Annotated in this window: 25 protein-coding genes; 19 read left to right on the top strand and 6 right to left on the bottom strand. The window is 42.6% G+C overall.

The window, feature by feature from the left end:
- The first annotated feature begins 68 nt into the window (after positions 1-68).
- The 16 genes from mazG (at position 69) to Q9R21_RS08785 (ending at position 16,014) form a co-directional block, all read left to right on the top strand.
- Positions 69-881 carry a nucleoside triphosphate pyrophosphohydrolase gene (gene mazG, locus Q9R21_RS08710; RefSeq protein ID WP_311204279.1) on the top strand — a complete coding sequence of 271 codons (813 nt, stop codon included), beginning with the start codon at positions 69-71 and terminating at the stop codon, positions 879-881.
- Positions 841-1,263 (top strand): ComEA family DNA-binding protein, encoded by a 423-nt coding sequence (locus tag Q9R21_RS08715; protein ID WP_004647476.1) that lies wholly within the window; start codon positions 841-843, stop codon positions 1,261-1,263. The genes mazG and Q9R21_RS08715 overlap by 41 nt, the downstream gene beginning before the upstream one ends.
- 136 nt (positions 1,264-1,399) lie before the next feature.
- Positions 1,400-2,872, top strand: coding sequence for a polynucleotide adenylyltransferase PcnB (gene pcnB / locus Q9R21_RS08720; RefSeq protein WP_311204280.1), 1,473 nt, complete (start codon positions 1,400-1,402; stop codon positions 2,870-2,872).
- Positions 2,869-3,354: a 2-amino-4-hydroxy-6-hydroxymethyldihydropteridine diphosphokinase gene (folK, locus tag Q9R21_RS08725; protein WP_253101006.1), complete on the top strand. Its 486-nt coding sequence runs from the start codon at positions 2,869-2,871 to the stop codon at positions 3,352-3,354. The genes pcnB and folK overlap by 4 nt, the downstream gene beginning before the upstream one ends.
- 53 nt (positions 3,355-3,407) lie before the next feature.
- Positions 3,408-4,217, top strand: a complete 810-nt coding sequence (gene panB / locus Q9R21_RS08730) for a 3-methyl-2-oxobutanoate hydroxymethyltransferase (protein WP_311204281.1) — start codon at positions 3,408-3,410, stop codon at positions 4,215-4,217.
- A gap of 1 nt (position 4,218) precedes the next feature.
- Complete coding sequence (gene panC / locus Q9R21_RS08735; RefSeq protein ID WP_311204282.1) at positions 4,219-5,067, top strand: pantoate--beta-alanine ligase; 849 nt, start codon at positions 4,219-4,221, stop codon at positions 5,065-5,067.
- Positions 5,068-5,085: 18 nt separating this feature from the next.
- Positions 5,086-5,937, top strand: coding sequence for an RNase adapter RapZ (gene rapZ / locus Q9R21_RS08740; protein WP_004278335.1), 852 nt, complete (start codon positions 5,086-5,088; stop codon positions 5,935-5,937).
- Positions 5,934-6,203 carry an HPr family phosphocarrier protein gene (locus Q9R21_RS08745; protein ID WP_034438008.1) on the top strand — a complete coding sequence of 90 codons (270 nt, stop codon included), beginning with the start codon at positions 5,934-5,936 and terminating at the stop codon, positions 6,201-6,203. Before rapZ ends, Q9R21_RS08745 begins: the two co-directional genes overlap by 4 nt.
- 2 nt (positions 6,204-6,205) lie before the next feature.
- Positions 6,206-6,739: a ribosome biogenesis factor YjgA gene (yjgA, locus tag Q9R21_RS08750; protein ID WP_005107862.1), complete on the top strand. Its 534-nt coding sequence runs from the start codon at positions 6,206-6,208 to the stop codon at positions 6,737-6,739.
- 711 nt (positions 6,740-7,450) lie between these two features.
- Positions 7,451-8,719: a HAMP domain-containing sensor histidine kinase gene (locus Q9R21_RS08755; protein WP_311204283.1), complete on the top strand. Its 1,269-nt coding sequence runs from the start codon at positions 7,451-7,453 to the stop codon at positions 8,717-8,719.
- Between the two features lie 86 nt (positions 8,720-8,805).
- The gene (glnE, locus tag Q9R21_RS08760) at positions 8,806-11,556 is read left to right on the top strand and encodes a bifunctional [glutamate--ammonia ligase]-adenylyl-L-tyrosine phosphorylase/[glutamate--ammonia-ligase] adenylyltransferase (RefSeq protein ID WP_311204284.1); all 2,751 of its coding nucleotides are present in this window, start codon (positions 8,806-8,808) and stop codon (positions 11,554-11,556) included.
- Between the two features lie 24 nt (positions 11,557-11,580).
- Entirely contained in the window at positions 11,581-12,507 is a 927-nt protein-coding gene (locus Q9R21_RS08765) for a branched-chain amino acid transaminase (RefSeq protein ID WP_004278329.1), read from the top strand.
- A gap of 128 nt (positions 12,508-12,635) precedes the next feature.
- Positions 12,636-13,358 (top strand): hypothetical protein, encoded by a 723-nt coding sequence (locus Q9R21_RS08770; RefSeq protein WP_004647484.1) that lies wholly within the window; start codon positions 12,636-12,638, stop codon positions 13,356-13,358.
- Between the two features lie 38 nt (positions 13,359-13,396).
- Complete coding sequence (locus tag Q9R21_RS08775) at positions 13,397-14,140, top strand: hypothetical protein (protein WP_004733016.1); 744 nt, start codon at positions 13,397-13,399, stop codon at positions 14,138-14,140.
- A gap of 2 nt (positions 14,141-14,142) precedes the next feature.
- Entirely contained in the window at positions 14,143-14,955 is an 813-nt protein-coding gene (locus Q9R21_RS08780) for a glycosyltransferase family 25 protein (RefSeq protein ID WP_311204285.1), read from the top strand.
- Between the two features lie 6 nt (positions 14,956-14,961).
- Positions 14,962-16,014, top strand: a complete 1,053-nt coding sequence (locus Q9R21_RS08785; protein ID WP_247143803.1) for a glycosyltransferase — start codon at positions 14,962-14,964, stop codon at positions 16,012-16,014.
- On the opposite strand, the gene Q9R21_RS08790 is transcribed toward Q9R21_RS08785, so the two are convergent.
- From Q9R21_RS08790 to Q9R21_RS08810, 5 genes are all read right to left on the bottom strand, one after another.
- A complete protein-coding gene (locus Q9R21_RS08790; RefSeq protein WP_247143802.1) occupies positions 16,003-17,103 on the bottom strand; it encodes a glycosyltransferase in 1,101 nt (366 codons plus the stop codon). The genes Q9R21_RS08785 and Q9R21_RS08790 overlap by 12 nt on opposite strands.
- 44 nt (positions 17,104-17,147) lie before the next feature.
- Positions 17,148-18,014: a lysophospholipid acyltransferase family protein gene (locus Q9R21_RS08795; protein ID WP_311204286.1), complete on the bottom strand. Its 867-nt coding sequence runs from the start codon at positions 18,012-18,014 to the stop codon at positions 17,148-17,150.
- Between the two features lie 18 nt (positions 18,015-18,032).
- The gene (locus Q9R21_RS08800; protein ID WP_004278319.1) at positions 18,033-18,254 is read right to left on the bottom strand and encodes a hypothetical protein; all 222 of its coding nucleotides are present in this window, start codon (positions 18,252-18,254) and stop codon (positions 18,033-18,035) included.
- Between the two features lie 115 nt (positions 18,255-18,369).
- A complete protein-coding gene (gene aspS, locus Q9R21_RS08805; RefSeq protein WP_311204287.1) occupies positions 18,370-20,154 on the bottom strand; it encodes an aspartate--tRNA ligase in 1,785 nt (594 codons plus the stop codon).
- Positions 20,155-20,316: 162 nt separating this feature from the next.
- Positions 20,317-21,081 carry a DUF4184 family protein gene (locus Q9R21_RS08810; protein WP_044112820.1) on the bottom strand — a complete coding sequence of 255 codons (765 nt, stop codon included), beginning with the start codon at positions 21,079-21,081 and terminating at the stop codon, positions 20,317-20,319.
- A gap of 141 nt (positions 21,082-21,222) precedes the next feature.
- On the opposite strand from Q9R21_RS08810, the gene znuD reads away from it, so the two are divergent.
- On the top strand, positions 21,223-23,367 hold the full coding sequence (gene znuD, locus Q9R21_RS08815) for a zinc piracy TonB-dependent receptor ZnuD (protein ID WP_311204288.1): 2,145 nt from the start codon (positions 21,223-21,225) through the stop codon (positions 23,365-23,367).
- 106 nt (positions 23,368-23,473) lie between these two features.
- The gene (locus Q9R21_RS08820) at positions 23,474-24,937 is read left to right on the top strand and encodes a phospholipase D-like domain-containing protein (protein WP_311204289.1); all 1,464 of its coding nucleotides are present in this window, start codon (positions 23,474-23,476) and stop codon (positions 24,935-24,937) included.
- Between the two features lie 84 nt (positions 24,938-25,021).
- On the opposite strand, the gene Q9R21_RS08825 is transcribed toward Q9R21_RS08820, so the two are convergent.
- On the bottom strand, positions 25,022-25,480 hold the full coding sequence (locus Q9R21_RS08825) for a hypothetical protein (protein ID WP_004647495.1): 459 nt from the start codon (positions 25,478-25,480) through the stop codon (positions 25,022-25,024).
- Positions 25,481-25,660: 180 nt separating this feature from the next.
- On the opposite strand from Q9R21_RS08825, the gene Q9R21_RS08830 reads away from it, so the two are divergent.
- Positions 25,661-26,113, top strand: a complete 453-nt coding sequence (locus Q9R21_RS08830) for an RcnB family protein (protein WP_044112824.1) — start codon at positions 25,661-25,663, stop codon at positions 26,111-26,113.
- Positions 26,114-26,291 lie beyond the last annotated feature (178 nt).

The raw sequence follows: 26,291 nt of genomic DNA on the forward strand, positions 1-26,291 counted from the left end.
TTTTTTGAGCATAACAAGAAACTGGCAGATTGACGCGACAATTTGGTAAAAAAAAGAGGTTTTTAAACATGGAACAACTACTCAAGGTCATGCGCGAATTACGTGAAAAATGTCCATGGGATCAGCAGCAGACCCCCGAATCTCTGACCAAATATGCCATTGAGGAAGCTTACGAAGTCGAAGCGGCAGTCCGCTCTGGAAAAGTCGACGATGTCCGCGATGAGCTGGGTGATTTGCTGTTACAGGTAGTGTTCCAGTCGCAAATGTATAGCGAGCAGGGGGCTTTCGATTTTCAGGATGTGGTTCAGGCCATTACCGATAAACTGGTTCGCCGTCATCCGCATGTATTTCAGGCTGAACAATTTGCAAAAATGAGTCCGGAAGATGTGTCTGAGCTATGGAAAGAAATCAAACAGCAAGAAAAGCAGGGCAAGCCGCGTTCACGTCTGGATGATATTAAACATGCACCGGCTTTGGTGCAGGCCGATGAAATTCAAAAAAATGTCGCCAAAATCGGTTTTGATTTTCCGGACATGGCGGGTGCTTATGCCAAGCTGGAAGAAGAACTGGCTGAATTAAAAGCAGCGGTAGCCGGACAAAATTCCGATGAAATACAGGAAGAATTTGGTGACTGCTTATTTTCTCTGGTCAATGTTGGACGTAAACTTGGCATCTCCAGCGAGATGGCATTATTGGGGACGATCCATAAATTCCGGACCCGCTTTGCCTTAATGGAAGATCAGGCACAATTACAGCAATTAGACCTGGAAAAACTGTCACTGGCTGAACTTGATCAGCTCTGGGAACAGGCTAAATTAGAATTAAAACAAAGAGCAGCACATGAAAAAAACACCTTATCGAATCGGTCCAACATGGATTAATCTTCTTCTGAGTTGCTGGCTGGGCTTTATTTCTATCGGAACAGCGCATGCGACTGCGACCGATTATATGGAATGGAAGACCCAACAACAGCAACACGACGCCCGCCTGAAGAAAAAAGCTGCCGCTACGGCTTCATCAGAAAGCAATCACTATCTGGCGAAGCCTGCATTATCGGCATCTTCCGCTGCTAATAAAATCAGTTTGAATAATGCAACAGTGGAGCAATTACAGCAGCTAAATGGTATTGGTCAAAAAAAGGCTGAAGCGATTATTGAACATCGGCAAAAAAACGGAAAATTCAAAAGCATTGAAGAGATCCAGCTGGTCAAAGGTATTGGGCCGGCATTATTTGCCAAAAACAAGGCCAAACTGGCCTTGTAAGGCGACAGCATGGATCATGACTAGCTGATTGATTTGACTCGCAGGATTGACATAATCAAATTGCCCTTTAGGCGTGTAAGCGATATGATTAGCGTCATCTTAGAATTTTACGTTCAGACGTAGGAGACAGCGTCTTTTGCAAACTTTGCGCGCGTCAAAATGTGGTTTATCAACCGCTCAATTACCTTCTTATATTCTCGATGTGATTGATGCCTTAAACAAGGCAGGCTATGAAGCTTATATCGTGGGTGGTGGTGTTCGAGATCTGATGTTAGGTTTGAATCCTAAAGATTTCGATGCAGTCACCAATGCCACCCCGGCTCAGGTCAAGGAAGTTTTCGGACGACGTTGTCGAATTATCGGACGACGTTTCGAACTGGCGCATGTCTATTCAGGGCGGGAACTGGTTGAAGTGGCAACCTTCCGTGCACCCCCCAAAAAAGCAGTGACCTCGGCCGCGGGGATGATTCTGCGTGATAACAACTGGGGCAGCATCGAGCAGGATTTTGCCCGCCGTGATTTCTCCATCAATGCAATGTATTACCAGCCGCGTAAAGGCATTGTGCTGGATTTCTGCAATGCAGTGGATGATATCCACAGCAAAACCTTACGCTTACTCGGTGATCCGACTTTAAGATTTGAAGAAGATCCGGTGCGGATGCTACGAACCTTACGTTTTGCCGCCAAGCTGAACTTTAATATTGATGAAGCGATTCTGGATGTCTTTACGCCGGAAATGACCCAGTTGCTGCGTGATGTTTCTCCGCATCGACTTTATGATGAATCACAGAAGCTGTTCACCATGGGACACCTGAATCGTGTCTTGCCCATGCTAATCGATTTCGGGATCTGGCAGCAGTTATTTGCAGATATCAAGCCTGAAATTACGCCGTTTATGGAACGCGCTGCGAAAAATACCGATCAGCGTATTTCGATTGGCAAGACCATCAACCCTGCATTTTTTTATGCAGTACTGTTATGGCAGCCATTCCTGGAACGTTGTGAATTCTATCTGAATAAAGGCGTGGTAGCGGCCGAAGCCCGTGCCCAAGCTGGTCTCGACGTATTAAAACGTCAGGCAACCCGCACTATTATTCCACGCTTTGCGGAAACTTTTATTCGTGAAGTTTGGGAAATGCAGACCCGTTTGCTGAACCCGAAACCACAGCAAATCGAGGCTTTGTCCAGCCATGCGCGTTTCCGTGCCGGCTTTGACTTTTTGCTGTTGCGTGAAAAATCAGGCGATGCAACTGCACAAGGCATGGGTAGCTGGTGGGATGCTTATCAGCAAATGAGCGGTGACGAGAAAGAACGGGCCATCAGCCAGTATAACCGTCAGCGTGCCAAGAGCCGTCGCAAGGCGAGTCAAGAAGAACATCTGGAACAGAAACTGACCCAACAGCAAGATCTTGCCGAGATTGAGCCATTAGTGAATGAACCTGAACCACGCAACCGTCGGGTGCGTAAAGCCAAGTTTGAAGACAAAGTGAAACCTCTGTCGCATGTGGCAGCCAGTGCCAGCGGTGAAATTGGCGCAGATCATCCGATTATGAAACGTAAGCGGGTAAAACGTGATCTGAGCCAGGTGGTGTTTGGGCCAACACAATGATCGTGACGTATATTGGCCTGGGCAGTAACCTGGGCGATTCACGCCAGATTCTGGCAGAAGCTGTACAGAAACTGGCGACCTTGGGGCAGGTGAAAACTTCGCATCTGTATCAAAGTCCACCGATGGGGCCACAGGATCAGCCAAACTATCTGAATGCAGTGGTGCAGTTAAATACCGATCTGGCAGCTTTAGGCTTGCTGGATCGCCTGCAAGCTTTTGAGCAGGACGCTGGTCGGGTACGTTTACGTCATTGGGGCGAACGTACGCTGGATCTGGACTTGCTGCTCTACGGTAATGAGCACATTCAAAATGAACGCTTAACTGTGCCGCATGTTGGGGTATTAGAGCGTGATTTTGTCCTGATTCCACTTCTGGATATTGAGCCTGAATTACAGGTTTATGGACACAGATTAAAAGACCTGGACATCGTTAAACAGTCGACCCTCGCGGTACTCGATGACAGCAACTGGGCAAATATTTAATTTTTAAGTGATGGTAGCTTTGTCAGAACTTTCAAGCATAGAGGAACATTTTCATGGTCAGTCTGAGTGATTTAAGACGCTTTAAAGCAGAGGGACGCAAATTTTCATGTCTGACTTGCTATGATGCCAGTATGGCCAAAGCCATGGAAATTGCCGAAGTGGACAGCATTTTAATTGGCGATTCTTTAGGAATGTCAATTCAGGGCCGTGATTCGACTTTGCCGGTCACGGTTGTGGATATGGCTTATCATACGGCTGCGGTACGCCGTGGTAACCAGCATGCTTTTATCATGACTGACTTGCCATTTATGAGCTATGCCACCTTGAATGATGCCTTGCAAAGTTCGAAAACCGTGATGCAGGCTGGTGCGCAAATGGTCAAGATGGAAGGCGGTGCATGGTTGGCAGAAACTGTGCAAGTGCTGACCCGTAACGGTATTCCGGTGTGTGTGCATTTGGGTCTGACGCCGCAGTCGGTACATGTCTTTGGCGGTTATAAACTGCAAGCCCGTACCCGTGAAGCGGCCGATCAGCTCATTGCGGACTGTAAGGCAGTGGTCGAGGCGGGTGCTGCACTATTGCTACTTGAATGCGTACCAGCACAGCTTGGCCAGGAAATCACCGAACTGTTTCCGCAGATTCCGGTCATTGGCATTGGTGCAGGTGCAGCTACAGATGGTCAGGTATTGGTGGTTCAGGACATGCTCGGTTTGACTTTTGGACATACCGCAAAATTTGTACGTAATTTTATGCAAGAACAATCGGGTGCGACAGCCATTCTGGATGCTTTTAAAGCCTACCATGCTGCAGTTTTAGATGGATCTTTCCCGGCACCAGAACAAACTTTTCAGGTTGAATTGTAAGATGAAAACAGAAACCACCATTCAGGGCTTAGCGGCATCATTAAATCCGGCGCGTACCAGTCGCAAGATTATCGGTTTTGTACCGACCATGGGCAATCTGCATCAGGGACATTTAAATCTGGTGCGTGAAGCACGTAAGTTGTGTGATGTGGTGGTGGTCAGTATCTTTGTCAATCCGATTCAGTTTGGGCCCAATGAAGATTTTGATAGCTATCCGCGCACGCTTGAACAGGATCAACAACTATTGGCTGAAGTTGGTTGTGACATCGTGTTTGCGCCGACGGTTGAGCAAATGTATGGCAAAAAACCGCGTCTGACCAATATCAGTGTCTCTGACATTACCAATGATTTATGCGGTTTGCAGCGTCCCGGCCATTTTGATGGTGTGGCGGTGGTGGTCACTAAATTGTTTAATATCGTACAGCCGAATTACGCCTTCTTTGGCCAGAAAGATTATCAGCAATTGGCGGTGATTCGTCAGTTTGTACAAGACCTGAATATTCCACTGGAAGTGATTGGTGTACCGATTGCCCGTGCAGAAGATGGCCTGGCTTTAAGTTCGCGCAATGGTTATTTAAGCGAAGAGCATCGTGCAATCGCACCGGTCATTTATCAAAGCTTGCAACGGGCTGAACAGCAATTACATGCAGGCGTGGAACTGGATACGGTATTGGCCGAAATTCGTCAGAGCCTAACCGATGCCGGTTTCGTTGTTGATTATGTTGAAGCCCGCACGCCAGAATTACAAAAAATTCATACGTTTAATCAAGATCTTGTGTTACTTATAGCTGCAAAGCTGGGGAATACACGTCTGATCGATAACCTGCAGGTTAAATACACTGCCGGCTAAGATGAAAGGGTAGCATGCATGAAGCGCATTTTAATTGTCACAGGACAATCTGGTTCGGGTAAATCATCTGCATTACAGGTGCTTGAAGATCTGGGTTATTACTGTATTGATAATTTGCCTTTGGCATTGCTTCCCGAAATTGTGGCAAAACTGGACAGCGAAAACAATCTGGAACAGTTGGCGCTGGGCGTCGATGTGCGCAGTACCCGGGCAGATTTACAAGAATTTGATCATGTATTTGAGCAACTGCAACAGCATGGTTCGGTCGATATTATCTATCTGACCACGCAGGATCAGGAGCTGATTGCCCGTTTTAGTGCTTCGCGTCGGCCGCATCCTCTGGCGTCACGCTTTAAAAGTCTGAATCAATGCATTCAGGAAGAAAAAATCCTGTTAATGCCGATTCAGTTGCGTTCTACGGTGCATATCGATACCACCGATAAAAGCGTGCATGACCTGAAACATACTTTGTTGTCCAAGCTCGGACAGGCCGATAACCTGATCCTGATTTTACAATCTTTTGGTTATAAGCATGGCATTCCACTGGATGCCGATTATGTCTTTGATGTCCGGCATTTGCCGAATCCGCATTGGGAACTGGAACTGCGCAAATTTTCAGGGCTAGATCAGCCGGTGCAGGCGTTTTTACAAAAGAGCGATCAGGTCGAGGATATGTTCAATGATCTGTATCATTTTCTGGACAAGTGGTTGCCGACCTTTGCTGAAGGGCATCGTCATTATATGACCGTGTCGATTGGCTGTACCGGTGGTCAGCATCGTTCTGTTTATATTGTGGATAGACTAAAAAAAGCCCTTGAGGCAAAATGGTCTATTCAAGTCCTCCATCGAGAAATGAAGCACTGGTCATGATTGATACGACAGTTGACGTAATTAATAAACTGGGTTTACATGCACGCGCATCTGGTAAACTGATAGAAGTTACCACCAAATTTCGTTCCAGTATCCAGATTGGCAAAGCGGATAAACTGGTAGATGCAAAAAATATCATGTCCTTGCTGATGCTCGGTGCGGGCAAAGGAACAACTTTACGCTTGGTGATTGAAGGAGCAGACGAGGACAAAGCCTTATCTGAAATTCAGGCACTATTTGCAGCAAAATTTTATGAGGCAGATTAATCGTGGCACGTCGACCGAACAGTTTAACTGAAGAAGATTTTGATTCTTTAGAGGGACGCGCAAGTAAGACCGAACAGAAAAAAGCAGTCCAGCGTATGGCTGCTTTGGGTGCGCAGCTTGCAGAGCTGAGCGCTAAACAAATTAAAAACCTACCCGTAGATGAGCGTTTGATTGATGCCTTGCTTGATGTGCAGGCAATTAGTTCACATGAAGCACGTCGTCGTCAATTTTCACGGATTGGTAAATTATTACGCAATGAAAATGAAACGGTGATTTTGTCTTATTTAACACCCAAACAAGGTCTTAAAAAGACAGCTCAATTACAGCGTTGGGTGGATCGAATTGTTAAAGATGGTGATCCAGCCATCAATGAATTTACCAAAAACTATAATGCGACAGAGCGTCATACCTTACGTCAACATTATCTTCGGGTACACCGTGATTTAAAGAATCAAGCACCTGAAGAAGAGGTGAATGCTTCTAAATTAAAGCTGTTTAACTATGTGCAGCAAGTAGCGTTGATTTCTGATAATTAAGCAGTTATTTAAAAAGCGGTCTTTTTAGGCCGCTTTTTTATAGCTATTCTGAGCCGATTGGTTTGACGTAGACATGCATAGCCTATAAGTGATCTATCTTAATATTTCTATTCCAGCTTCTAAAACTGCACTGAGGATAAAAAACACAAAATTTTCGCAATTAATTTGTTAATGAATGTAAGTTCTTTACAATTCTCAGTGGTTTTTTGGGTATGTTTTTAGTTGAAATGCTGATATTTAAGTATTTCTTACATTGGAATTGTTAAGATATTTTAAAAAATTAAAAATTAATTCTGAGCATTATTAGGTAGATGAAGCCTGATATAAAATCTATTTTTAATCATAAGGTCAAGCTATATAATTGAAAAATCATTAGCTTTTACTCTAAGTAGGGTAAAAAGCGATGGTGGGTATTTTTTAGTCAGTAGTGTGTTACAGTGAATATAAATAAACATGCTTATTTTAGGTGAGATATATTAATTTCAAATGCTTATGTAGATTTTTTTCGAATAGTAAATTTTCAAGTTATTCTTAATCAATTAAATATCAGTGCTTTGCAGTTAAGAATGTATCTGGATAGAAACAGGTTAACAAATCCTTTAACCTATAGGTGAGTTTTCATCGTTGAGTAAATATAGAATCTTTGTTATTGATTGTATAAATTTGGTCGGCTGTGTTTTCTATATTCCATAAACATTCAGAGAGGCAGACATGGAACTAAAACTGCTAGAGGTCGGTCAGAATACGGAGCAATTAAGCTCGTGCCGTATATCTCTCATTTTAGGTGTCTATACCTCTAACAACCTATTAGACACCTTTTGTAAGATCGCCCGTAAAGTTTTAAACGTTAAAACCAGTATTATTCGCTTCCACACGGAGCCCTATATCTGGTACAGCTGTCCGCGCGGTTTCCGGGCTTTGCACGCCCCGCAGGACGTGAATCTGCCTACGTATCTGCAACACGCAGATGTCATCGACCAGATGCATCCTGCTTATACAGAACTGTCAAATTATCTGAAAGATCTCGGTGTAGCGCATCAGAGACTGGTTGCATTTAATTTAAAATCGAGTAACAGTGTATCTTTTGGACAAGTCATTTTCTTTGATGATCAGACCGAACTGTTTGATCAGGACGATATTGCCACTATTAAACAATTTGCTGAAAGTTTAGTGATTCGAATTCAGCTCAATCAAGAACATACTGAACTGAAAGAATTATATGAACAGCAATGCGCACTCAACTTCAGTAAAACCAAATTTTTCCAGATTATTGCGCATGACTTGCGTGCACCATTTCATGGTTTACTGGGCTTTTCCGAAGTGCTAGCGCAGGAGCGTGACACTCTGGACGAATCCAGTATCCAGAGCATCGCGGATTATTTATATGATAATGCACAATCGACCTATAACCTGCTGGAAAGCCTGCTGACTTGGGCGATGGCAGAGGGTGGACGCTTTATTTATCATCCGATTAATTATGAATTGAAACAATCCAGTAATATTGTGTGCAGTGTGCTGAAAAGTCTGGCCTTAAATAAAAAAATTGAACTGGTTGATAATATTCCTGAAGACATCAAGGTACATGCGGATATCAACATGATTACCTCTGTCTTGCAGAACCTGGTGTCGAATGCGCTTAAATTCACCCCGGTGAATCAAGGCGGTAAAGTGATTTTAGCTGCAGAAATGGAAGGCGAGCAGGTCAAGATTACGATTCAGGATACTGGCTTGGGCATGACTGAAGAGCAGATGCAGAATCTGTTTAAACCGACTTTGGGTGTGAGTGTCAGAGGCACAGCTGAAGAGAAAGGGGCAGGTTTGGGTCTGGTGCTCTGCAAGCGCTTTATTGACCTGAACCATGGTCAAATTGCTGTAGATTCCAAAGAGGGTCGGGGTACGACCTTTACCGTGCATTTACCGATGGTCACCAATGATCATCAGGCACTGGTGCTTGAAGATGTACATATCGAGCAATCTTAAAGAAGTAAATTTCAAGCTAAAACATTCCCACTGAGACAAAACTCCTGCTATAACTAAGCAGAATGTTTCAGGGGAAGAGTTGAGTGATGAATGCGGCACAATTGCAGAAAACCTTAAGAGCCAGCCAATATGCCGAACAGGTATTGGCCAATCACCAGAGTCTACTGGAACAGGATTATGCAATTGACCAGTTTCAAGGCTCACTCAGTCGGGAATATATTGATCAGCTGGTGCAGCACTGCATCCTGAATATAAGCGATGAAGCAACGTGGATGCGCGCAATGCGTATTTTGCGGGCTCGATTGATGTTTCGTTGGATCTGGCAGGATGCCAATCAACTCACCGATGTCATTACCCTCACCCAAGAACTCTCCGATTTTGCCGATGCCTGCATCTGTGCAGCGAAAAATTTTGCCCGTATTCCGGTCGCTGCCAAGTATGGTCAGCCGATTGGTTATAATGGAAAAGTTCAGGATCTGATTGTCATCGCCATGGGGAAACTCGGTGCCCAAGAACTCAATCTTTCCAGTGATATTGACCTGATTTTTGCCTTCGACGAACAGGGTGAAACCGATGGGCGTAAATGTATTGATGTGCAGCAGTTTTGCATCCTGTGGGGACAAAAACTGATTCATTTGCTGGATCAGATCACGGCGGATGGTTTCGTATTCCGGGTGGATATGCGCCTGCGTCCTTGGGGCGATGGTTCGGCGCTGGCCATTAGCCACGCGGCCTTAGAAAAATATCTGAGCCAGCATGGACGTGAATGGGAGCGTTATGCCTGGATTAAAGCGCGTATTGTCAATCCAAGCCCAGAAGGCGATGAGCTGCTGGAGATGACCCGTCCATTTGTATTTCGCAAATACGTCGACTACAGCGCTTTTGAAGCCATGCGCGAAATGAAAGCCATGATCGAGCGCGAAGTGCAGCGCCGTAATATTGAAGATGATATCAAGCTCGGAGCCGGTGGCATTCGCGAAGTCGAATTTATCGTGCAGGTGTTTCAGCTGATTTATGGTGGAGCCAAGCTTGAATTGCAGGATCGCCAGTGTCTGGTGAATCTGAATCATCTGGATGATGCCGAGTTACTGGATGAACAGGCGGTGCAGGATCTGGAAGATGCCTATTTATTCCTGCGCCGGGTTGAGCACGCGATTCAGGCCCTAAATGACCAGCAAACGCAATTACTACCGACAGAGCCAGAGTTAAGGGCACGGATGACGGACACACTTGGTTTTGCTGATTGGGAAAGCTTTATGGCATATCTCAATGAAAAGCGTGACAAAGTGATGTATCAGTTTGATCATTTAATCAAGGAAAATGGTCCAGATACCCTGGTTGAAAGTTTTTCACAGCTGGAAAAAAAACTCAAAGAAGTGTTGGATGAGAATGCGAAAAATCTCGTTTATGAGTTCTGGAATGGGCATGCCTTAAAAAAATTACCAGCCAAAGCAGTGCAGCGTTTAAAAACCTTCTGGCCGCATTTAATCGAAGCAGTTTTACAGTCAGATGATCCTCAGGTGGCGTTGGTGCGCTTAATGCCCTTAGTCGAATCAGTGATGCGCCGTACGGTATATCTGGTGATGTTAATCGAGAGTAAAGGGGCGTTGCAGCGACTGGTGAAGATGGCCACGGTCAGCCCCTGGATTTGTGAAGAACTGACCCATTATCCGGTGCTACTGGATGAATTCCTGTCGATGGATTTTGAATTGCCGAAACGAAAGGATCTGGAAGATTCCTTGCGCCAGCAACTGTTACGGATTGAAATTGATCAGGTCGAAGACCAGATGCGGGTTTTGCGCCTGTTTAAAAAATCTAATGTTCTGGCCGTTGCCGCCAGTGATGTGCTGGCAGAAAGCCCGCTGATGAAAGTTTCCGATGCCTTGACCGATATTGCTGAAGTATCGGTGAATGCAGCGCTGCATCTGGCTTATCAGATTGTTGCGAAAAAGCATGGTTTTCCACTGGATGCTGAAGGGCAGCGCTGTTCAGTTGAGCATACGGCTTTTGCAGTCATTGGTTATGGTAAAGTCGGTGGAATTGAACTGGGTTATGGTTCGGATCTGGATCTGGTGTTTATTCACTACATGGGTGAACAGGCCGATACAGATGGACTCAAGCCGATCAGTGGCTTTGAGTTTGCCATGCGCGTGGCACAAAAATTCATGTCACTGATGACCACGCAAACTCTGGATGGACGTGTATATGAGGTCGATACCCGCTTGCGTCCATCGGGCGAAGCTGGGCTTTTAGTGACCAGTTTAAAAGCCTTTGAACAATATCAGTTCAAGAGCGCCTGGTTATGGGAGCATCAGGCCTTGGTGCGAGCCCGTCCAATTGCGGGTGAAATGAGCTTGCGGAAAAAGTTTGAAGTCTTGCGCCGGGATATTTTGATTCAACCCCGTGATGAAAATTATGTGCGGGCAGAAGTACTGAAAATGCGTCAGAAAATGAAGGAGCATCTGGGTTCTTCCGCCGATCAAAAAAAAGATGGTATTTTTCATTTAAAACAAGATGCAGGTGGTATCGTAGACATCGAATTTATGGCACAGTATGCGGTGTTGGCTTGGAGTGGGACGAATAAAGATCTCGCCCATTTCTCCGACAATGTACGAATTCTTGAGGATGCCGCAAAATCAGGTTGCTTATCCAGCAACGATGCGACTGCTCTGATTCAAGCTTATCTCCGTGAACGCGCCGAGAGCCATCGCTTAGCCCTTGCAAATCAATCCATGCAAGTGTCTGCAAGCGACTGGCACGATACCCGAATGACCGTTTGCAAGTTATGGCAAAGACTGATTGATCCAAGTGCAGACTTTGCACTGGATAGTGAATAATTGTGAGAAATTGGAGTTTGTGGCATGAATTTGGCTGATCGTGATGGTTTCATTTGGCAAGATGGACAACTAGTTGACTGGCGTGAGGCAAAAACTCACGTATTAACACATACTTTGCATTACAGCATGGGTGTGTTTGAAGGCGTCCGAGCTTATGAAACCCCGAATGGAACGGCTATTTTCCGTCTTAAAGAACATACCAAGCGTTTGTTGAATTCTGCAAAAATTTATCAAATGAAAGTTCCATTTGATCAAGCAGCATTAGAACAGGCTCAAATTGATGTTGTTCGTGAAAACAAATTAGCGTCTTGCTATTTACGTCCAATTATTTTTATTGGTTCTGAAAAACTCGGTATCGCTGCAACTGACAATACCATTCATGCCGTAGTTGCGGCATGGAGCTGGGGTGCTTACCTCGGTGAAGAGGCGATGGCGAAGGGAATTCGCGTAAAAACGTCTTCATTTACCCACCATCATCCGAACGTGACCATGTGTAAGGCTAAAGCATCAGGTAACTACACCTTGTCGATTCTTGCGCATCAGGAAGTGGCGCATTCAGGTTATGATGAAGCAATGCTGCTCGACCCACAAGGCTATGTATGCCAAGGTTCAGGCGAAAACGTATTCCTGGTGCGTGATGGCGTGATTCATACGCCTGATATCGCAGGTGGTGCGCTGGATGGTATTACCCGTCAAACGATTATTACGATTGCTAAAGACTTGGGTTATGACGTAATTGAACGCCGTATTACCCGTGATGAGTTCTACATCGCAGATGAAGCATTCTTTACCGGCACTGCTGCAGAAGTAACACCAATCCGTGAATACGATGACCGTCAGATTGGTGAAGGTGTACGTGGTCCAATCACCACTCAAATCCAGAAAGCATATTTTGATGCAGTTCAGGGCAAAGACCCGAAATATGCACACTGGTTAACTTATGTGAAGTAATTAATAATTTACTGATTGAAAAAACCTCTCATTTGAGAGGTTTTTTTTAACTGATGTACTTATTCTGCCGAACTTATGTCATCATATTCAGCATCAAGAAGATTTTAAGATGAGCTTAGGCATACGCAATGAGTAACATCGTTATTTGTATGAAATGGGGAACCAAATACGGTTCGGAATACGTCAATCGTTTATACAATATGGTTAAACGACATACGACAGTCGACTTTAAAATGGTCTGTCTGACGGATCGTACTGAAGGCATTGATCCTGCAGTACAATGTTTCCCTATTCCACCTCTGGCATTGCCTGAGGGTGCCCCTGAGCGTGGCTGGAACAAGCTGTCCACTTTTGAGCCTGATCTTTATGGTTTAGAAGGCAATGCACTCTTCCTCGATCTTGATGTAGTGATTGTCGATAATATCGATGAGTTCTTTACCTATCCGGGCGACTTTCTGATTATCCATGACTGGAAACGGCCGTGGCGTATTACCGGTAACAGTTCGGTTTACCGGTTTAAACTGGGTGCTTTCCCAGGTCTGTTACCTTATTTCCGTGAAAACTTTGATGAAATCCGTAAAAAATTCCGTAATGAGCAAGCCTATTTGTCTTGGTATGTAGACCGTGAAGGTAAACAGACCTATTGGCCAGAAAGTTGGTGCAAGAGCTATAAGTATCATTGCCTGCAAAAAATCCCGATGGCTTACTTTAAGCCCCCTGTGAAACCTGAAGGCGCTAAAATTATTGTATTCCACGGTGAAATTAATCCGCCAGATGCAGTGAATGGTGGTGGTGGGAAATGGTACCGTTATGTATTGCCATCGCAGTGGATTAAGGATGCTTGGCAGTAAGCTGAATCAATGAGAAATTGAAAGAGATTTAATTTCAAATGCCGGTAAGAAAGAAAAGTAAGTTCGAACAATGGTTTTCATTTAGTCGTCATCAGCGTCGTTTTGGTGCTGAAAAGATTTATGCGCAATTTGGTCAAGCCGATTTAAATCAGTTAAAAAATACCATCATTGATGGGGATCAAATTCAATATACGCATGGTTCGGCCAAAGATCTCAATGAGCATATTGAACAACTCAAACAGGAGTTTGTGGGGCAGTCTGCATTAAATCATTTCCATGCCAGTCTGATTGTTTTAATTCGCCGTGAGGTCGATACTCAAAATAATTATGACAAATTCAAGGCATTATGGATGGCTGAACGAGATTTTCTTGTACAGTCATTGAATATACGCTGGCTGATTTCAGCCTGTGATACTTTTATTGATTTTGATGAAGACGTAACTCTAAAAGCCATTTTGATGAATGCAGTGGTATTGATTAATACGCTTAAGTTACAGGAAACAGAACGTTTTTTGTGTGATCAGTCTTTAACTGTAAATCAGGAGCATCAGCAGTTATTACAACAACAGCGCTATGCCTTATTTGATGGTACGGCTGCATTTGCGGTTGGAACTGATGATACTTTACGTAATATGCGATGGCGTCTCGAGCAAATATGTGAGGCTCATGAACTGGGTCAAATTGTAATTGAGGTTTTTGACAGATTACAGCTTGATCAGAATAATAATATATATTCACGTTTTAAACAGCGTCACACTCGTGAAAAGACGAGATGGTGGTAATTGTGAATATTTTGATTATTAATTTAAAAACATCGAAAGACCGATTAGAGTTTCAAAAAAAGCAATTTGAAAAATTGGGATTGCCTTTTGACGTCTTAGAAGCATTTTCAGTTGTTGATTTGAATGAAGAGCAATACCAAAAGCTCGGTTTTGGTTGGCAAAGGCCTTTGCGTAAAGTTGAGGTAGCGTGCTTTCTCAGTCACCAAAAAGCCTGGGAAGAAGTAATAAAAAGGAATCAGCCCTGTTTAATTCTTGAAGATGATGCCGTATTGGCTTCAAATGTAAAAGAAATTTTAAACGAAATTGAGCAGCATCAATTTTTAGATGTGGACTTAATTAATCTGGAAGTAAGAAGTCGTAAAAAAATTATAAGTCGAAAACCTGTATGCACCTTAAATCATACTCAGGTTAAATTATATGGTTTATATCAAGATCGTACTGGAGCAGCAGGTTACATTCTCTATCCAAGTGGTGCGAAAAAACTATTAGATCGTTTGGCGAAAACAGCGCCAGCGATTGCAGATGGATTTATATTTTCGGCTTATGAGTTACAGTGTTTGCAAGTCGAACCTGCAGTGATTATTCAAGAAGATCAGCTTGGTGCTTATGGTCTCTTACAACAAGGGCATTTTGATTCGACCATTGGGCGCTCTGAACACTTTAAACCTGAATTCAGCTCTATCAAAGAAAAATATAAGTTTAAAAAAAGACGTTTAGTAGGACAAATTGCAATGGCGATACGATATTTGCAGGTCATGGGAAAGGCAGAAAAAAGATTGATCAATCTAGATCAAGAAAAATTTATTCAGGATTAGTGCTTCATGAAAAAAACAATCGTATTAGCCATTTTTACTTTACAGGGAAATGGCGCTGAACGTTTTGCTTTAACCTTGGCAAAGGGCCTAATTGATGCAGGTCATGAAGCACATATTGTTTATTTTAAAAATATTATTGATTTACCGATTCCTGAGGGCGTAAAACTTCACTTTTTTGATTATCAAAAGTATCGTGCAATTCCTAAATTTATGCGTGCCAGTTTTGCAGCAAAAGCATTTGATCGGTTTGTTATTAAAAATATTGGGATCCCTGATCTTGTCCTATCAAACTTATTTCCTGTTGATTTTATATTATCAAAAAGTCAGTTACCGAATGTTCATTTAGTCATTCATAACACGACGAGTTTGGAATATGGTGAAAGATTAGAGGGAATGAAAAAACAGTTGGATAAAGTTTATTTAGCCAAGCCTTGTGTAGCAGTAAGTAAGGGTGTCGAAAAAGACTTTATTAAAGTATTTGGCTCAAAAAGTCGGATTACTACAATTTATAATCCGATTGATGTGGAACAAGTGGTTTCAACAGCAAATGAATATATTCCTGATATTGAAAAACCATATATTGTAAATGTTGGGAAGTTTAAGCAACAGAAACGACATGATATTTTAATTAAAGCTTATGCAAAAGCCAATGTTCAAGAAAAGCTGGTTTTGGTCGGGACTGGTGAACTATTAGAAACTTCTAAAAAATTGGTTAAAGATTTAGGGATAGAAGGCAAGGTTATTTTTACAGGCTTCAAAAAAAATCCCTACCCATATATTAAGCATGCAAAATTTATGGTTTTGTCGTCTGATTTTGAAGGGTTGGGTTTAGTAATTTTAGAAGCTTTAGCTTTGGGTATTCCCGTTATAAGTACTGATTGCCCTTCGGGTCCCAATGAAATTTTACAAGCTAATAATCTCGTTGCTGTAGGCAATATTTTTGAACTTTCGCTTAAAATCAATCAAGCATTAAAAGAGGTAGATAATTATTCAACAAATTTGAATCCATCTTTTACCCAAACTTATGCTGTTGCGGAATATATACGGTTAATCGATTAACTTAATAAATTTATCAGCCATCTCTTTAATATCGTAACGTTTTGATAAGTTTGGGGGAATTTGATATGGATTTTCTAATATATCTTCGATAGAATTTTTTAATTCTGCACGATTATTTGGTTGTACTAGACCGCGTTGCATATCAGGGGTAAAAAATTGATGTGATACTCCTTCGCTGCAATTATATGCAACGACATGAGTGCCATTTAATAGAGCTTCTCCAATAACAAGACCGAAGCCTTCTGTCTGAGAAGGGAGAACTAATATTTTACTCTTTTTAATATACTCGATAGGCTCATCCACCCAGCCAGTAAAATGAACACGATCGCTAATATTTAGTTGATTGACTAATTTTAAAAGTTTGTCTTTTCTTGCTCCATCACCAATAATAATCATATTTTTAATAATATGAGAATTTTTTAGAGCAAATAAAGCATGTTCAATTTGTTTGGAAGGTGATAAACGACCAACATAGCAAATATCCCATACTTTTTCTTTCTTTTCAGATTGTATTGTATCTTTTAAATTTAATCCATTATAAATAACATTTATATTAGAATTCTCTAAAATTTGAGAATATTTCAATTTTAAATCTTTATTAAGTACGATAAAATTTTTGTTTGAAAACACTTCCTTAAATTTATTAATAAATTTTCTCTTCTTATATATATTTCTTAATATTTTAATCGGATTTGAAGTTTTATTAAATTCAGGAAGAATATCTGCTTGTGACCATATCCATATATTTGGATGATTAATAAATGATATGCTTAAATATGCATACCAAATAGTTAATATAACAGCTTCAGGTTTTATTTCATCAATAAGAGACTGGAGTTGTTCTTTCTTACTAGATTCTAATTTTTTGTCTATTAATAACTTCCCACCAACAAATTTAATAGGAAAATCAATAGATTGAATATTGAAACTCTTAGTCTTTTCTTTATAATTATTTATATCAATTAAGGTTATGATGTTTATTTCATAGCCTCTCTCTTGCAGTTTTTTTGCAAGATTAAGAGTCATAATTTCTGCACCACCACCTTTAAGATGATCAATAATAAAAAGAATTTTTTTCTGATCTTTCATTTTAAACCTAATTTTTAAGTTTTAATTTAAGTAGCTAATTTTTACTATGAGTAATATAAACTTTTGTCATTTTCCAACTTCCTAAACCTTTTATATCCCCACAAATACTGTTCTGGAGCGACATTAATCATGCGCTCCATTTCTTTATTTAAGGTATCAACCGACAGTTGTAAATCTTTAGATACAATATCATTTGATAATTTAGTCACGTAAATATCGTAGCCAGACAAATCCTCTCGTCTTAAACAACTAAGCCCAACTACAGAACATTGTGTTTTAGCTGCCAGTTTGGAAAGTAAGGTAGAAGATAGCGCATTCTGATTGTAGAAAAGTGAGTAGATACCACCACTCTCTTTAGGAACATGATCCGGTAAAATTGCAGAAAAACCGCCCTGTTTTAAATGCTTAAATAAAGCACGTACCCCAGAATCATCTGTCGGGACCAGTGTGGCATTCAGACGTTGCCGAGCTTCAAGCATAAATCGGTCAACATCTTGATTCTTGCTGGGTTTATACATAATCACAGGGGAGGTATGTTGATTTACCCAAACATTCAACAGCTCCCAAGTACCAAAATGAGGTACCACGGCCAAACAGCCATGAGGGTTTTGCAAAGCTTGCAGGAAAATATCTTCACCCTGCACATCTCGAATTAAAGACAGCGCATAGTCTGGTGATGAACCCCAAATTTTGACGGATTCCGCATATGTCATGCACTGACTTTTCAGACTGCGTTTAGTCAAATCAGCCTGTTCAGCTTCAGAAAGTTCAGGATAAGCAGAGGCCAGATTAATCTCGGTCACTCGGCGTGCAGAAGAATGGCTGATATACAAAAGCAATCCAGCCAGTTGCGCAAGATTTTGAATGAATCTTAGTGGAAGCTTGGAGAAATTTTTAAGTAGGGTGTACATGGTATCCAGATGGTCAGATTATAGGTCTTTGTCCGGATTGCCCTTCAGCACCATATATATCAAACCTACAAAAATCAGCAGGGCGCCTAAAATACTGCTCAGGCAAAAATACACAATACGGTCATTGGTATCGAGGTTGAACAGGTTGTTGGCAAGGATATAGCGCATGAACAGCCATTGAACCACTGAAAATACAATAAGCATAATGCTGCGATTACGAACTGCAGGACGCATAGCCATTGCTAATTACCTTAGATTAAAAACTGTGGCTATTATGCCACTGTTCCAGATGTGACTCAATCACACAAAAAAAGCCCCACACGAGGCAGGGCTTTTTCACTTAAATCTTCAAGAATTATTCTTGAGATTCAGCTTTTGGTTTTTCACGTAAACGAATACCAAGGTCACGCAGTTGGTTTGATTCAACTGGTGCCGGTGCTTGCGTCAATGGACATTCAGCAGTCTTGGTTTTCGGGAATGCAATCACATCACGAATCGAAGATGCACCAGTCATGAGCATCACCAGGCGGTCAAGACCGAATGCCAAACCACCATGCGGAGGCGCGCCATAACGTAAAGCGTTCAACAGGAAGCTGAATTTCTCTTCGGCTTCTTCTTCACCAATACCAAGTGCTTCAAAAATTGCTTTTTGCATTTCAAGGTTATGAATACGCAGCGAGCCACCACCGACTTCAGTACCATTCAATACCATGTCATAAGCAACTGAAAGCGCAGCGCCCGGGTTGTTTTTCACGTCTTCAACGCTTGATTTAGGCAGCGTGAATGGGTGATGCACAGAGGTCCATTTGCCATCATCAGTTTCTTCGAACATTGGGAAATCAACAACCCAAAGTGGCGCCCACTCACAAGTTGATAATTTAAGGTCATGACCGATCTTCACACGAAGCGCGCCCATTGCATCGTTAACAACTTTCGCTTTGTCTGCACCGAAGAATACGATGTCGCCATTTTCAGCACCAACACGTTTCAATAGATCAAGCACGATTGGCTCGATGAATTTCACGATTGGAGATTGAAGACCTTCAATGCCTTTTTCAAGTTCGTTGACTTTGATATACGCTAAACCGCGCGCACCGTAGATGCCTACAAATTTGGTGTATTCATCAATCGCGCTACGTGGCAGTGAACCCGCACCCGGTACGCGAAGCGCAACGATACGACCTTTAGGATCTTTTGCAGGGCCTGCGAATACTTTGAACTCAACGTCTTGCATTAAGTCTGCAACGTCAACCAGTTTCAAAGGAATACGCATATCCGGTTTGTCAGATGCATAGTCACGCATTGCATCGTTGTAGGTCATGCGTGGGAATTTATCAAACTCAACATTTAGAAGTTCTTTGAACATCTTAACGGTTAGAGTTTCCATTAAATCCATGATGTCATCGTCACTCATGAACGATGTTTCAACGTCGATTTGGGTGAATTCTGGCTGACGATCCGCACGTAAGTCTTCGTCACGGAAACATTTAGCAATTTGGTAGTAACGATCAATACCGCCCACCATCAACAACTGTTTGAATAGCTGTGGAGATTGTGGCAGTGCGTAGAAACTACCGTTAGATACACGGCTTGGCACTAAATAGTCACGCGCACCTTCAGGCGTTGCACGAGTTAAGATCGGAGTTTCAACGTCTAGGAAGCCATTGTCTTCGAAGTAGTTACGAATCAGGTTGGTTAATTTAGAACGAAAACGTAAACGATCTAGCATTTCTGGACGACGGATGTCTAGGAAACGGTATTTCAAACGAATTTCTTCAGAAATATTGGTGTTTTCGTCATTCAATGGGAATGGCGGAGTTTCAGACTGAGCAAGAACTTCAATTTCTTTACCCAAGACTTCGATTTGACCGCTCACCATATTGGCATTTTCTGTGCCTTCATAACGGCGACGTACACGGCCTGTAATTTTTAATACAAATTCTGAACGTACTTTATCAGCAGTTGCGAATGCTTCAGGAGTATCTGGGTCAATAACCACTTGAACAAGACCGTCACGGTCACGCATGTCAAGGAAGATTACACCACCGTGGTCACGGCGACGGTGAACCCAACCGCATAATGTTACGGTTTGGTCAATTTGAGCTTCGGTTAATGAACCGCAGTAATGAGTTCGCATCATAGCGTTAAAAATCCAACTATATGGTTTAAGGTCAGCGAATACGTAAACAGCGTACCGCTTTTCGTAAAGGTAGGATTATGCCTCTTTGGGCATGTAGTCACAAGAACCTGGGTCAAAAACAATATCATTTTAAAGTGAATAGACGAAAAGCCAGCGCTTTATCTAACCCATCCTGCGACCTCTGTCCAAAAATAAAAACAGTAAACAGCCTAGGCTGCATGTGATTAGGAAGCCCTGACTAAATTCATTAATAGATCGTCCAGTAAAATAATAGAGGTCCGATTGCCAGACCTCTGTAGAGATATAACGTGCATAATCCCAAACAGAAAATAGGCCGGTGAATATCGAAAAGAGCAATAAGCCCCAAGCAAAAGACTTGATTTTTAGGCTGACTGCGAGATATTGGCGATGCTTTTTATAGTAATGCACACTCATCCACAGTATAAAAGGTAAGGCTAGAAAAGAGGTGCCAATCTGTAAAATCCGGTGCAGCGGATAAATTTGTCCAAATAACTGAAACTGTTGCGCTAAGATTTCATGGAAGGCAAAAGTCCGAAAATCGACATGGGTCAGACCATCCCAGATTAAATGAGTGGCTGTGCCGATGATCAGTGCTAGACACATCGCCAAGATGAATCTTAAAGCTGAAAGGATGCTGTAAATATTTAAATCATGCTGAATGCCGATGAAACGGTAAGTTACTGGCCGGTAAACCAGATACCAGATGCTACAGAAAGCCAGCCCAATCCAGAGGTCTGGATGAATCAGCGAAGACCATAAATGCGTGATATTTGAATTGCTCGAAGTAAACAGTCGATGTAAATCGGGCACCATACAGCCAATCGCTAACGCAGCAACAGGTAGCCTATTACCGCTTAAACGTGAAATAGGTGGAGCAAGTACAGCATGGGACAAGGTAAAGGGCATAAAGATAATGTTTTAATGTAATAAAAAAATATTCAAAGAGCATTCTAATAAAATATATCACTGGTTATCGTAAACGATTGCAAAAATAATGAAATGTTATATTATAACATTATTCTATTTTAGTCATTTTGAGCTTGGGTCATGTCTTTTCATAAGAATTTAATAACACTCTCTATTTTTGCGGTTATTACACCATCAGCATTCGCACAACAAGAAGAAGCGACAGTAACTGTACAAACGCTGGAAACCATCCAGGTTCAGGCCCATCCATTGATACAAACCGCAGCAGATTTTGCGGTTGCGGATCATGTGGTGGATCAAAAAGCATTATCTGAGCGTGCGACGACTATTGGTGATGCACTGGCAGATGAATTGGGTGTCTATTCAAATCAGTTTGGTACAGGTGCAAGTCGTCCGGTGATTCGAGGTCAGGATGGCTCACGTGTGAAAGTGTTGCAGCATGCTTCAGAAACTGCTGATGTTTCGACCTTGTCTCCGGATCATGCTGTCACCGTTGATCCGATTCTGGCGAAACAGGTAGAAGTGATTCGCGGTCCATCTACATTACTTTACGGTGCCGGTACAGTCGGTGGGTTGGTGAATGTCACTGATCAAAAAATTCCGACCCAGATGCCTGAAGATGGTCTGGAAGGTACAGTCGGCCTGCGTTATAACTCAGGTAGTGACGAAAAACTGGCAAGTGCTGGTGTGACAGCAGGTATTGGTGAAAACTTTGCTCTACGTGTAGAAGGTTCAAAACGTAAAGCTAATAACTATATTGCTCATGCAGGTTATTTCACAGAACATTCTCATCATGAAGAAGATGAAAATGGAAATGAAATTGAAGAAATTCATCGTGAAAAAGCCCGCCGTGTAGATAATACCTTTGCAGAAGGACAAACAGTCAATATTGGTGGATCATGGATTCATGATCGTGGTTTTGTTGGTCTATCTTATAGTAACCGCCAAGACCAATATGGTTTGCCAGGGCATAGTCATGAATATCATGACTGTCATCCACATGGTAATGAATTGCATTGTGGCGGACATGGCCCAGCACCACAACCGGATCCAAATGCAGTTGAAGAAGAACACGCACATGGTGGTCCATGGGTTGATCTGGAATCACATCGTTATGATATGCGCACTGAGTTAAATAACCCATTTGCCGGTTTTGACAAGTTGCGTGCCCATGCCAGCTTCACTGATTATGAACATGATGAACTGGAAGAAAATGAAGTCATCAGTAATTTTAAAAGTAAAGGCTATGATGCACGTTTAGAACTGGTACACGTTCCAGTTGCGGGTTGGGAAGGGGTCATTGGTACTCAATATAGCCAGCAAAAAGTTAATCTTGCCGGAGGTGCAGATGAACATGAGGGGCATTCCCATAGCAGTGTTCTGATGGCAGATACCAAAACTGAAAAATACAGTTTATTTGGTCTTGAGCACAAACAGATCGGTGATGTGCATGTTGAACTCGGTGCACGAGTAGAACATCAAAAAATTGATGTGGATTCAACTCAAAAAAATTACTCAGATACCGGTGTTTCAGGTTCAGCAGCAGCCAATTGGGAATTTGCACCAAACTATAAGCTTTCTGTGGTTGGCTCGCATCAGCAACGTTTGCCTTTGGCGCAAGAACTTTATGCAGATGGGGTTCACTTTGCCACTAATACCTATGAGCGTGGGAATCAGGATTTAGATGTTGAGAAATCAAATAATCTTGAATTAGGTCTGCATTATGAAGGCGATAAGCTGGACTATCATGTGCATGTCTATCACAACTGGTTTGATAACTACATTTATGGTTCAACGACTGATAGTGAAGGTGACTTCCGCTTGGTCGACTATACACAAGATAAAGCTCGATTCTATGGGACTGAGGCACAAGCTGGTTATCAGGTTAATGACATGTATAAGCTCAGTGTCTTTGGTGACTATGTGCGCGGTAAAATCGAAGGCGAGAATGCACCACGTGTACCGGCAGGTCGTTTAGGGACCAAAGTCGAAGCAGACTTTGCCGATGGCTGGTCAGGTTTGGCTGAGTATTATCATGTCTTTAATCAGGACAAAATCGCCAGCTATGAAGATGAAACCCAAGGCTACAATATGGTGAATGTGGGCTTAAGCTATGCCAATAGCCTTGCAGATAACAATGCTTATAGGGTTTATTTCAAGGCCAACAACCTGCTTGATGATCAGGTGTATTCACATACTTCATTCCTGTCTAATATTCCGCAGGTGGGTCGCAACTTTACTGTCGGCGTGCAGTATGATTTCTAACAGGTCTACTGAAATAATCGACCAAATCATCTAGATCTCACTGAAATCTACTTGAAAAATCATAAGATAAAACCTAGCCTGAGTATATTGGGTTAGGTTTTTTCTTATGCGTATCTTTCAACGAATTCACAATAAATTGAACTGGTCGAATCGCCGTTATGCGACTTTGATCATTAGTATGCTGGCTGTGGGTTATTTGGCTTCGGCAATCTACCACACGTATAAGCCTTTGCCGGAAGGTCTGAATTACACGGGCAAACTGCGTCATGCCGAAGTCAAGTTTCTGGCCGATCAGACTTATCTGGATGCCGAAGGAAAACAGCATTTAGATCATCGCATTTTTAATGAAATGCTGAAAATGATTGAAGAGGCCAAATCGCTGATTGTGCTGGACATGTTTTTATTTAATCAGCAAACCGGTGCATCTATGCAGCAGCATCGGGCATTAAGTCAACAACTGAGCGATGCTTTAATCAGTAAGCGCCTGTTGCAGCCTGAGGTGGAAATCAAATTTATTACCGATCCGATCAATTCAGTTTATGGTGGGATTAGAACCGAGCAGTATCGGGAATTACGTCAGCACGGTATTGATGTCATTGAAACCAATCTGACGCCATTGCGGGCTTCCAATCCAAGCTGGTCGGGCTTCTGGTATATCTGTTGCCAGGGCATTGGCAATAATCCGGAAACAGGCTGGTTGCCGAATCCGTTTGGAACAGAAAAAATTACCCTGCGCAGTTATTTTGATTTGTTTAACTTTAAAGCCAATCATCGCAAAACCATGGTGGTGGATACTGATCAAGGCTGGAAAGCACTGGTCACGTCCATGAACCCGCATGATGGCAGTTCGCGGCATTCCAATATTGGCTTATTGGTCTGGGGGAGCACAGCCGTCGATATTCTGAAAACAGAACTGTCTGTAGGCATGATGTCACAAGCGAATATGCCAGCCATTGTCGCTGGGGATTTTCAGGCAGACAGTAGCCAGCCACAAGTTCAGGTGCTGACTGAAAAAGCCATTTATGATGCGATTCTGAATCTGATTCAGACCGCGAAAGCCAATGAACAGATTGATCTGGCGATGTTTTATCTGTCTGAGCGCAAGATTATCAAAAGTCTGATAGCGGCCCATGAGCGTGGTGTCAAAGTCCGGATTTTACTCGACCCAAATAAAGATGCTTTTGGCCGTGAAAAGAATGGAATTCCAAACCGGCAGGTGGCTTCAGAATTGCACGAAGCGGGTATCGAGGTGCGCTGGTGTCGTACTCAAGGCGAGCAATGCCATAGCAAGATCCTGATGAAGCGCAGCGCTCAGCAAGCTGAAATGATTTTAGGCTCGGCCAATTTTACGGTGCGCAATTTGAAAAACTATAATCTGGAAACCAATATGCGCGTGGTCGGTCAGCCTCAGGCCGAAGTCTTCCGGGATGCCCAGCAATATTTTGAGGGTGCATGGTCAAATCTGAATGGCCGTTCGATGAGCGTAGATTACACTCAATATGCAGAAAACTCGTTCTTTAAATATTGGCTGTATCGTTTTATGGAATGGAGCGGCTGGTCGACGTTTTAATTTTAAATCCCTCCTGACCTCCCTTTTTAAAAAGGGAGGAAAGTCCCTCTTTGAAAAAGAGGGAGTTAGGGAGATTTTTTATTATCAGCTTTTTGATTCTGGATTCGGCGGAACCAGCTGATCCAGCTCTTTATCCGTTAATTCATCCAGCTCAGAAATATCGGTTTTAATTTTCCATTGCGCTTCATCATCAACCGGATTTGGTAAACGCGCTTCTAACCAGTCACAAACTACATCGGGTGGGAAATCTGCGTGATTACACTGGATCACCCAAGACAGGAAATCTTTGGCTACACCATTCATATATGGCGGTGGCGAAACTGGAAGGAACTGAGTTGGAAGACGTTCATTTTTAGAAATATAGTTCAGGACATGTCCCAGCTCTTGCACAGTTTGCCAAGCCAGCGGATGATCGACATTGATCTGAAACTTAAACCACCATGCCTGTTTGCCATCTGAACCATAGCTATCAATCCGTTCTTTCTGAACACTCGGCACTTTAGAAAAATATTCATGTAAACGATCGAAATTTAAATCAGACACAGTATTCAACTCGAAACATTAAAAAAAGTAATTTTAGCATAAAGCAGTAGTTTGCCGACGTGCCTGTCAGATTGAAAATAGGCGAGCGCATTACAAAAAATTGCAGCTCCAGCGAGCTTATCCATATTTTCTGCATCTATTTTGTTTAAAATATAAGCAGATTATTCGGAGGAAGCTCAAATGAGAATCGTACTATCGAGTGCAATATTGGCTGCATTGCTATTGGGAGCTTCTGCACAAAGTATGGGTGGCAATGCTTGGGTGGGTTATGGTGGTGTAGATCGATCCACACCGAATTATCGCAGCGCTCCACGATCTTATGATCCACCACGGCAGCATTATCCGCAACGTCCGCTGCCACCAAGACCACATTACCCGCAACGACCACCATATTGGGGCTATCCACCTGCACAGAGTCAAAGTGGATTAAACATTCAGTATCAGGCACCGACCACTATTTATCAAAATTCGAATAGTTATAGCTGGGTCAATGGTGATCCGAATGTTGCCCGGATTGAAAGTTCGAGATATACGGTAATTACCGATTGGCAGCGTTTAGGGTTACCAGCACCACCGCGTGGCAGCTACTGGATTTATGAAAACGGACGCTATGTGCTGGTGCCGAATCGTTAAACTGCTCTAAACTCTGAACGGATAATTCAGTTATAAGCGTCAATAACTCAAAAAGACCAAAATAGTTCCCTCTCCTGTGAGGAGATGAGTAGCACTGCTACGCAAGGGAGAGATTGCTTGAGATAAATCTCCCAAAACCCTAAACGAGGCTTAAGTATTACTTTAAGCTGAAGTGCAA

It is taken from the genome of Acinetobacter sp. RG5 (genome assembly GCF_031844265.1).
GTDB lineage: Bacteria > Pseudomonadota > Gammaproteobacteria > Pseudomonadales > Moraxellaceae > Acinetobacter.

Excerpts from the sequence above, each read along its gene's own strand:
- mazG (WP_311204279.1), top strand. The coding sequence starts at position 69 with ATGGAACAACTACTCAAGGTCATGCGCGAATTACGTGAAAAATGTCCA.
- Q9R21_RS08715 (WP_004647476.1), top strand. The coding sequence starts at position 841 with ATGAAAAAAACACCTTATCGAATCGGTCCAACATGGATTAATCTTCTT.
- folK (WP_253101006.1), top strand. The coding sequence starts at position 2,869 with ATGATCGTGACGTATATTGGCCTGGGCAGTAACCTGGGCGATTCACGC.
- panB (WP_311204281.1), top strand. The coding sequence starts at position 3,408 with ATGGTCAGTCTGAGTGATTTAAGACGCTTTAAAGCAGAGGGACGCAAA.
- panC (WP_311204282.1), top strand. The coding sequence starts at position 4,219 with ATGAAAACAGAAACCACCATTCAGGGCTTAGCGGCATCATTAAATCCG.
- rapZ (WP_004278335.1), top strand. The coding sequence starts at position 5,086 with ATGAAGCGCATTTTAATTGTCACAGGACAATCTGGTTCGGGTAAATCA.
- Q9R21_RS08745 (WP_034438008.1), top strand. The coding sequence starts at position 5,934 with ATGATTGATACGACAGTTGACGTAATTAATAAACTGGGTTTACATGCA.
- Q9R21_RS08755 (WP_311204283.1), top strand. The coding sequence starts at position 7,451 with ATGGAACTAAAACTGCTAGAGGTCGGTCAGAATACGGAGCAATTAAGC.
- glnE (WP_311204284.1), top strand. The coding sequence starts at position 8,806 with ATGAATGCGGCACAATTGCAGAAAACCTTAAGAGCCAGCCAATATGCC.
- Q9R21_RS08765 (WP_004278329.1), top strand. The coding sequence starts at position 11,581 with ATGAATTTGGCTGATCGTGATGGTTTCATTTGGCAAGATGGACAACTA.
- Q9R21_RS08770 (WP_004647484.1), top strand. The coding sequence starts at position 12,636 with ATGAGTAACATCGTTATTTGTATGAAATGGGGAACCAAATACGGTTCG.
- Q9R21_RS08775 (WP_004733016.1), top strand. The coding sequence starts at position 13,397 with ATGCCGGTAAGAAAGAAAAGTAAGTTCGAACAATGGTTTTCATTTAGT.
- Q9R21_RS08785 (WP_247143803.1), top strand. The coding sequence starts at position 14,962 with ATGAAAAAAACAATCGTATTAGCCATTTTTACTTTACAGGGAAATGGC.
- Q9R21_RS08790 (WP_247143802.1), bottom strand. The coding sequence starts at position 17,103 with ATGAAAGATCAGAAAAAAATTCTTTTTATTATTGATCATCTTAAAGGT.
- Q9R21_RS08795 (WP_311204286.1), bottom strand. The coding sequence starts at position 18,014 with ATGTACACCCTACTTAAAAATTTCTCCAAGCTTCCACTAAGATTCATT.
- Q9R21_RS08800 (WP_004278319.1), bottom strand. The coding sequence starts at position 18,254 with ATGGCTATGCGTCCTGCAGTTCGTAATCGCAGCATTATGCTTATTGTA.
- aspS (WP_311204287.1), bottom strand. The coding sequence starts at position 20,154 with ATGATGCGAACTCATTACTGCGGTTCATTAACCGAAGCTCAAATTGAC.
- Q9R21_RS08810 (WP_044112820.1), bottom strand. The coding sequence starts at position 21,081 with ATGCCCTTTACCTTGTCCCATGCTGTACTTGCTCCACCTATTTCACGT.
- znuD (WP_311204288.1), top strand. The coding sequence starts at position 21,223 with ATGTCTTTTCATAAGAATTTAATAACACTCTCTATTTTTGCGGTTATT.
- Q9R21_RS08820 (WP_311204289.1), top strand. The coding sequence starts at position 23,474 with ATGCGTATCTTTCAACGAATTCACAATAAATTGAACTGGTCGAATCGC.
- Q9R21_RS08830 (WP_044112824.1), top strand. The coding sequence starts at position 25,661 with ATGAGAATCGTACTATCGAGTGCAATATTGGCTGCATTGCTATTGGGA.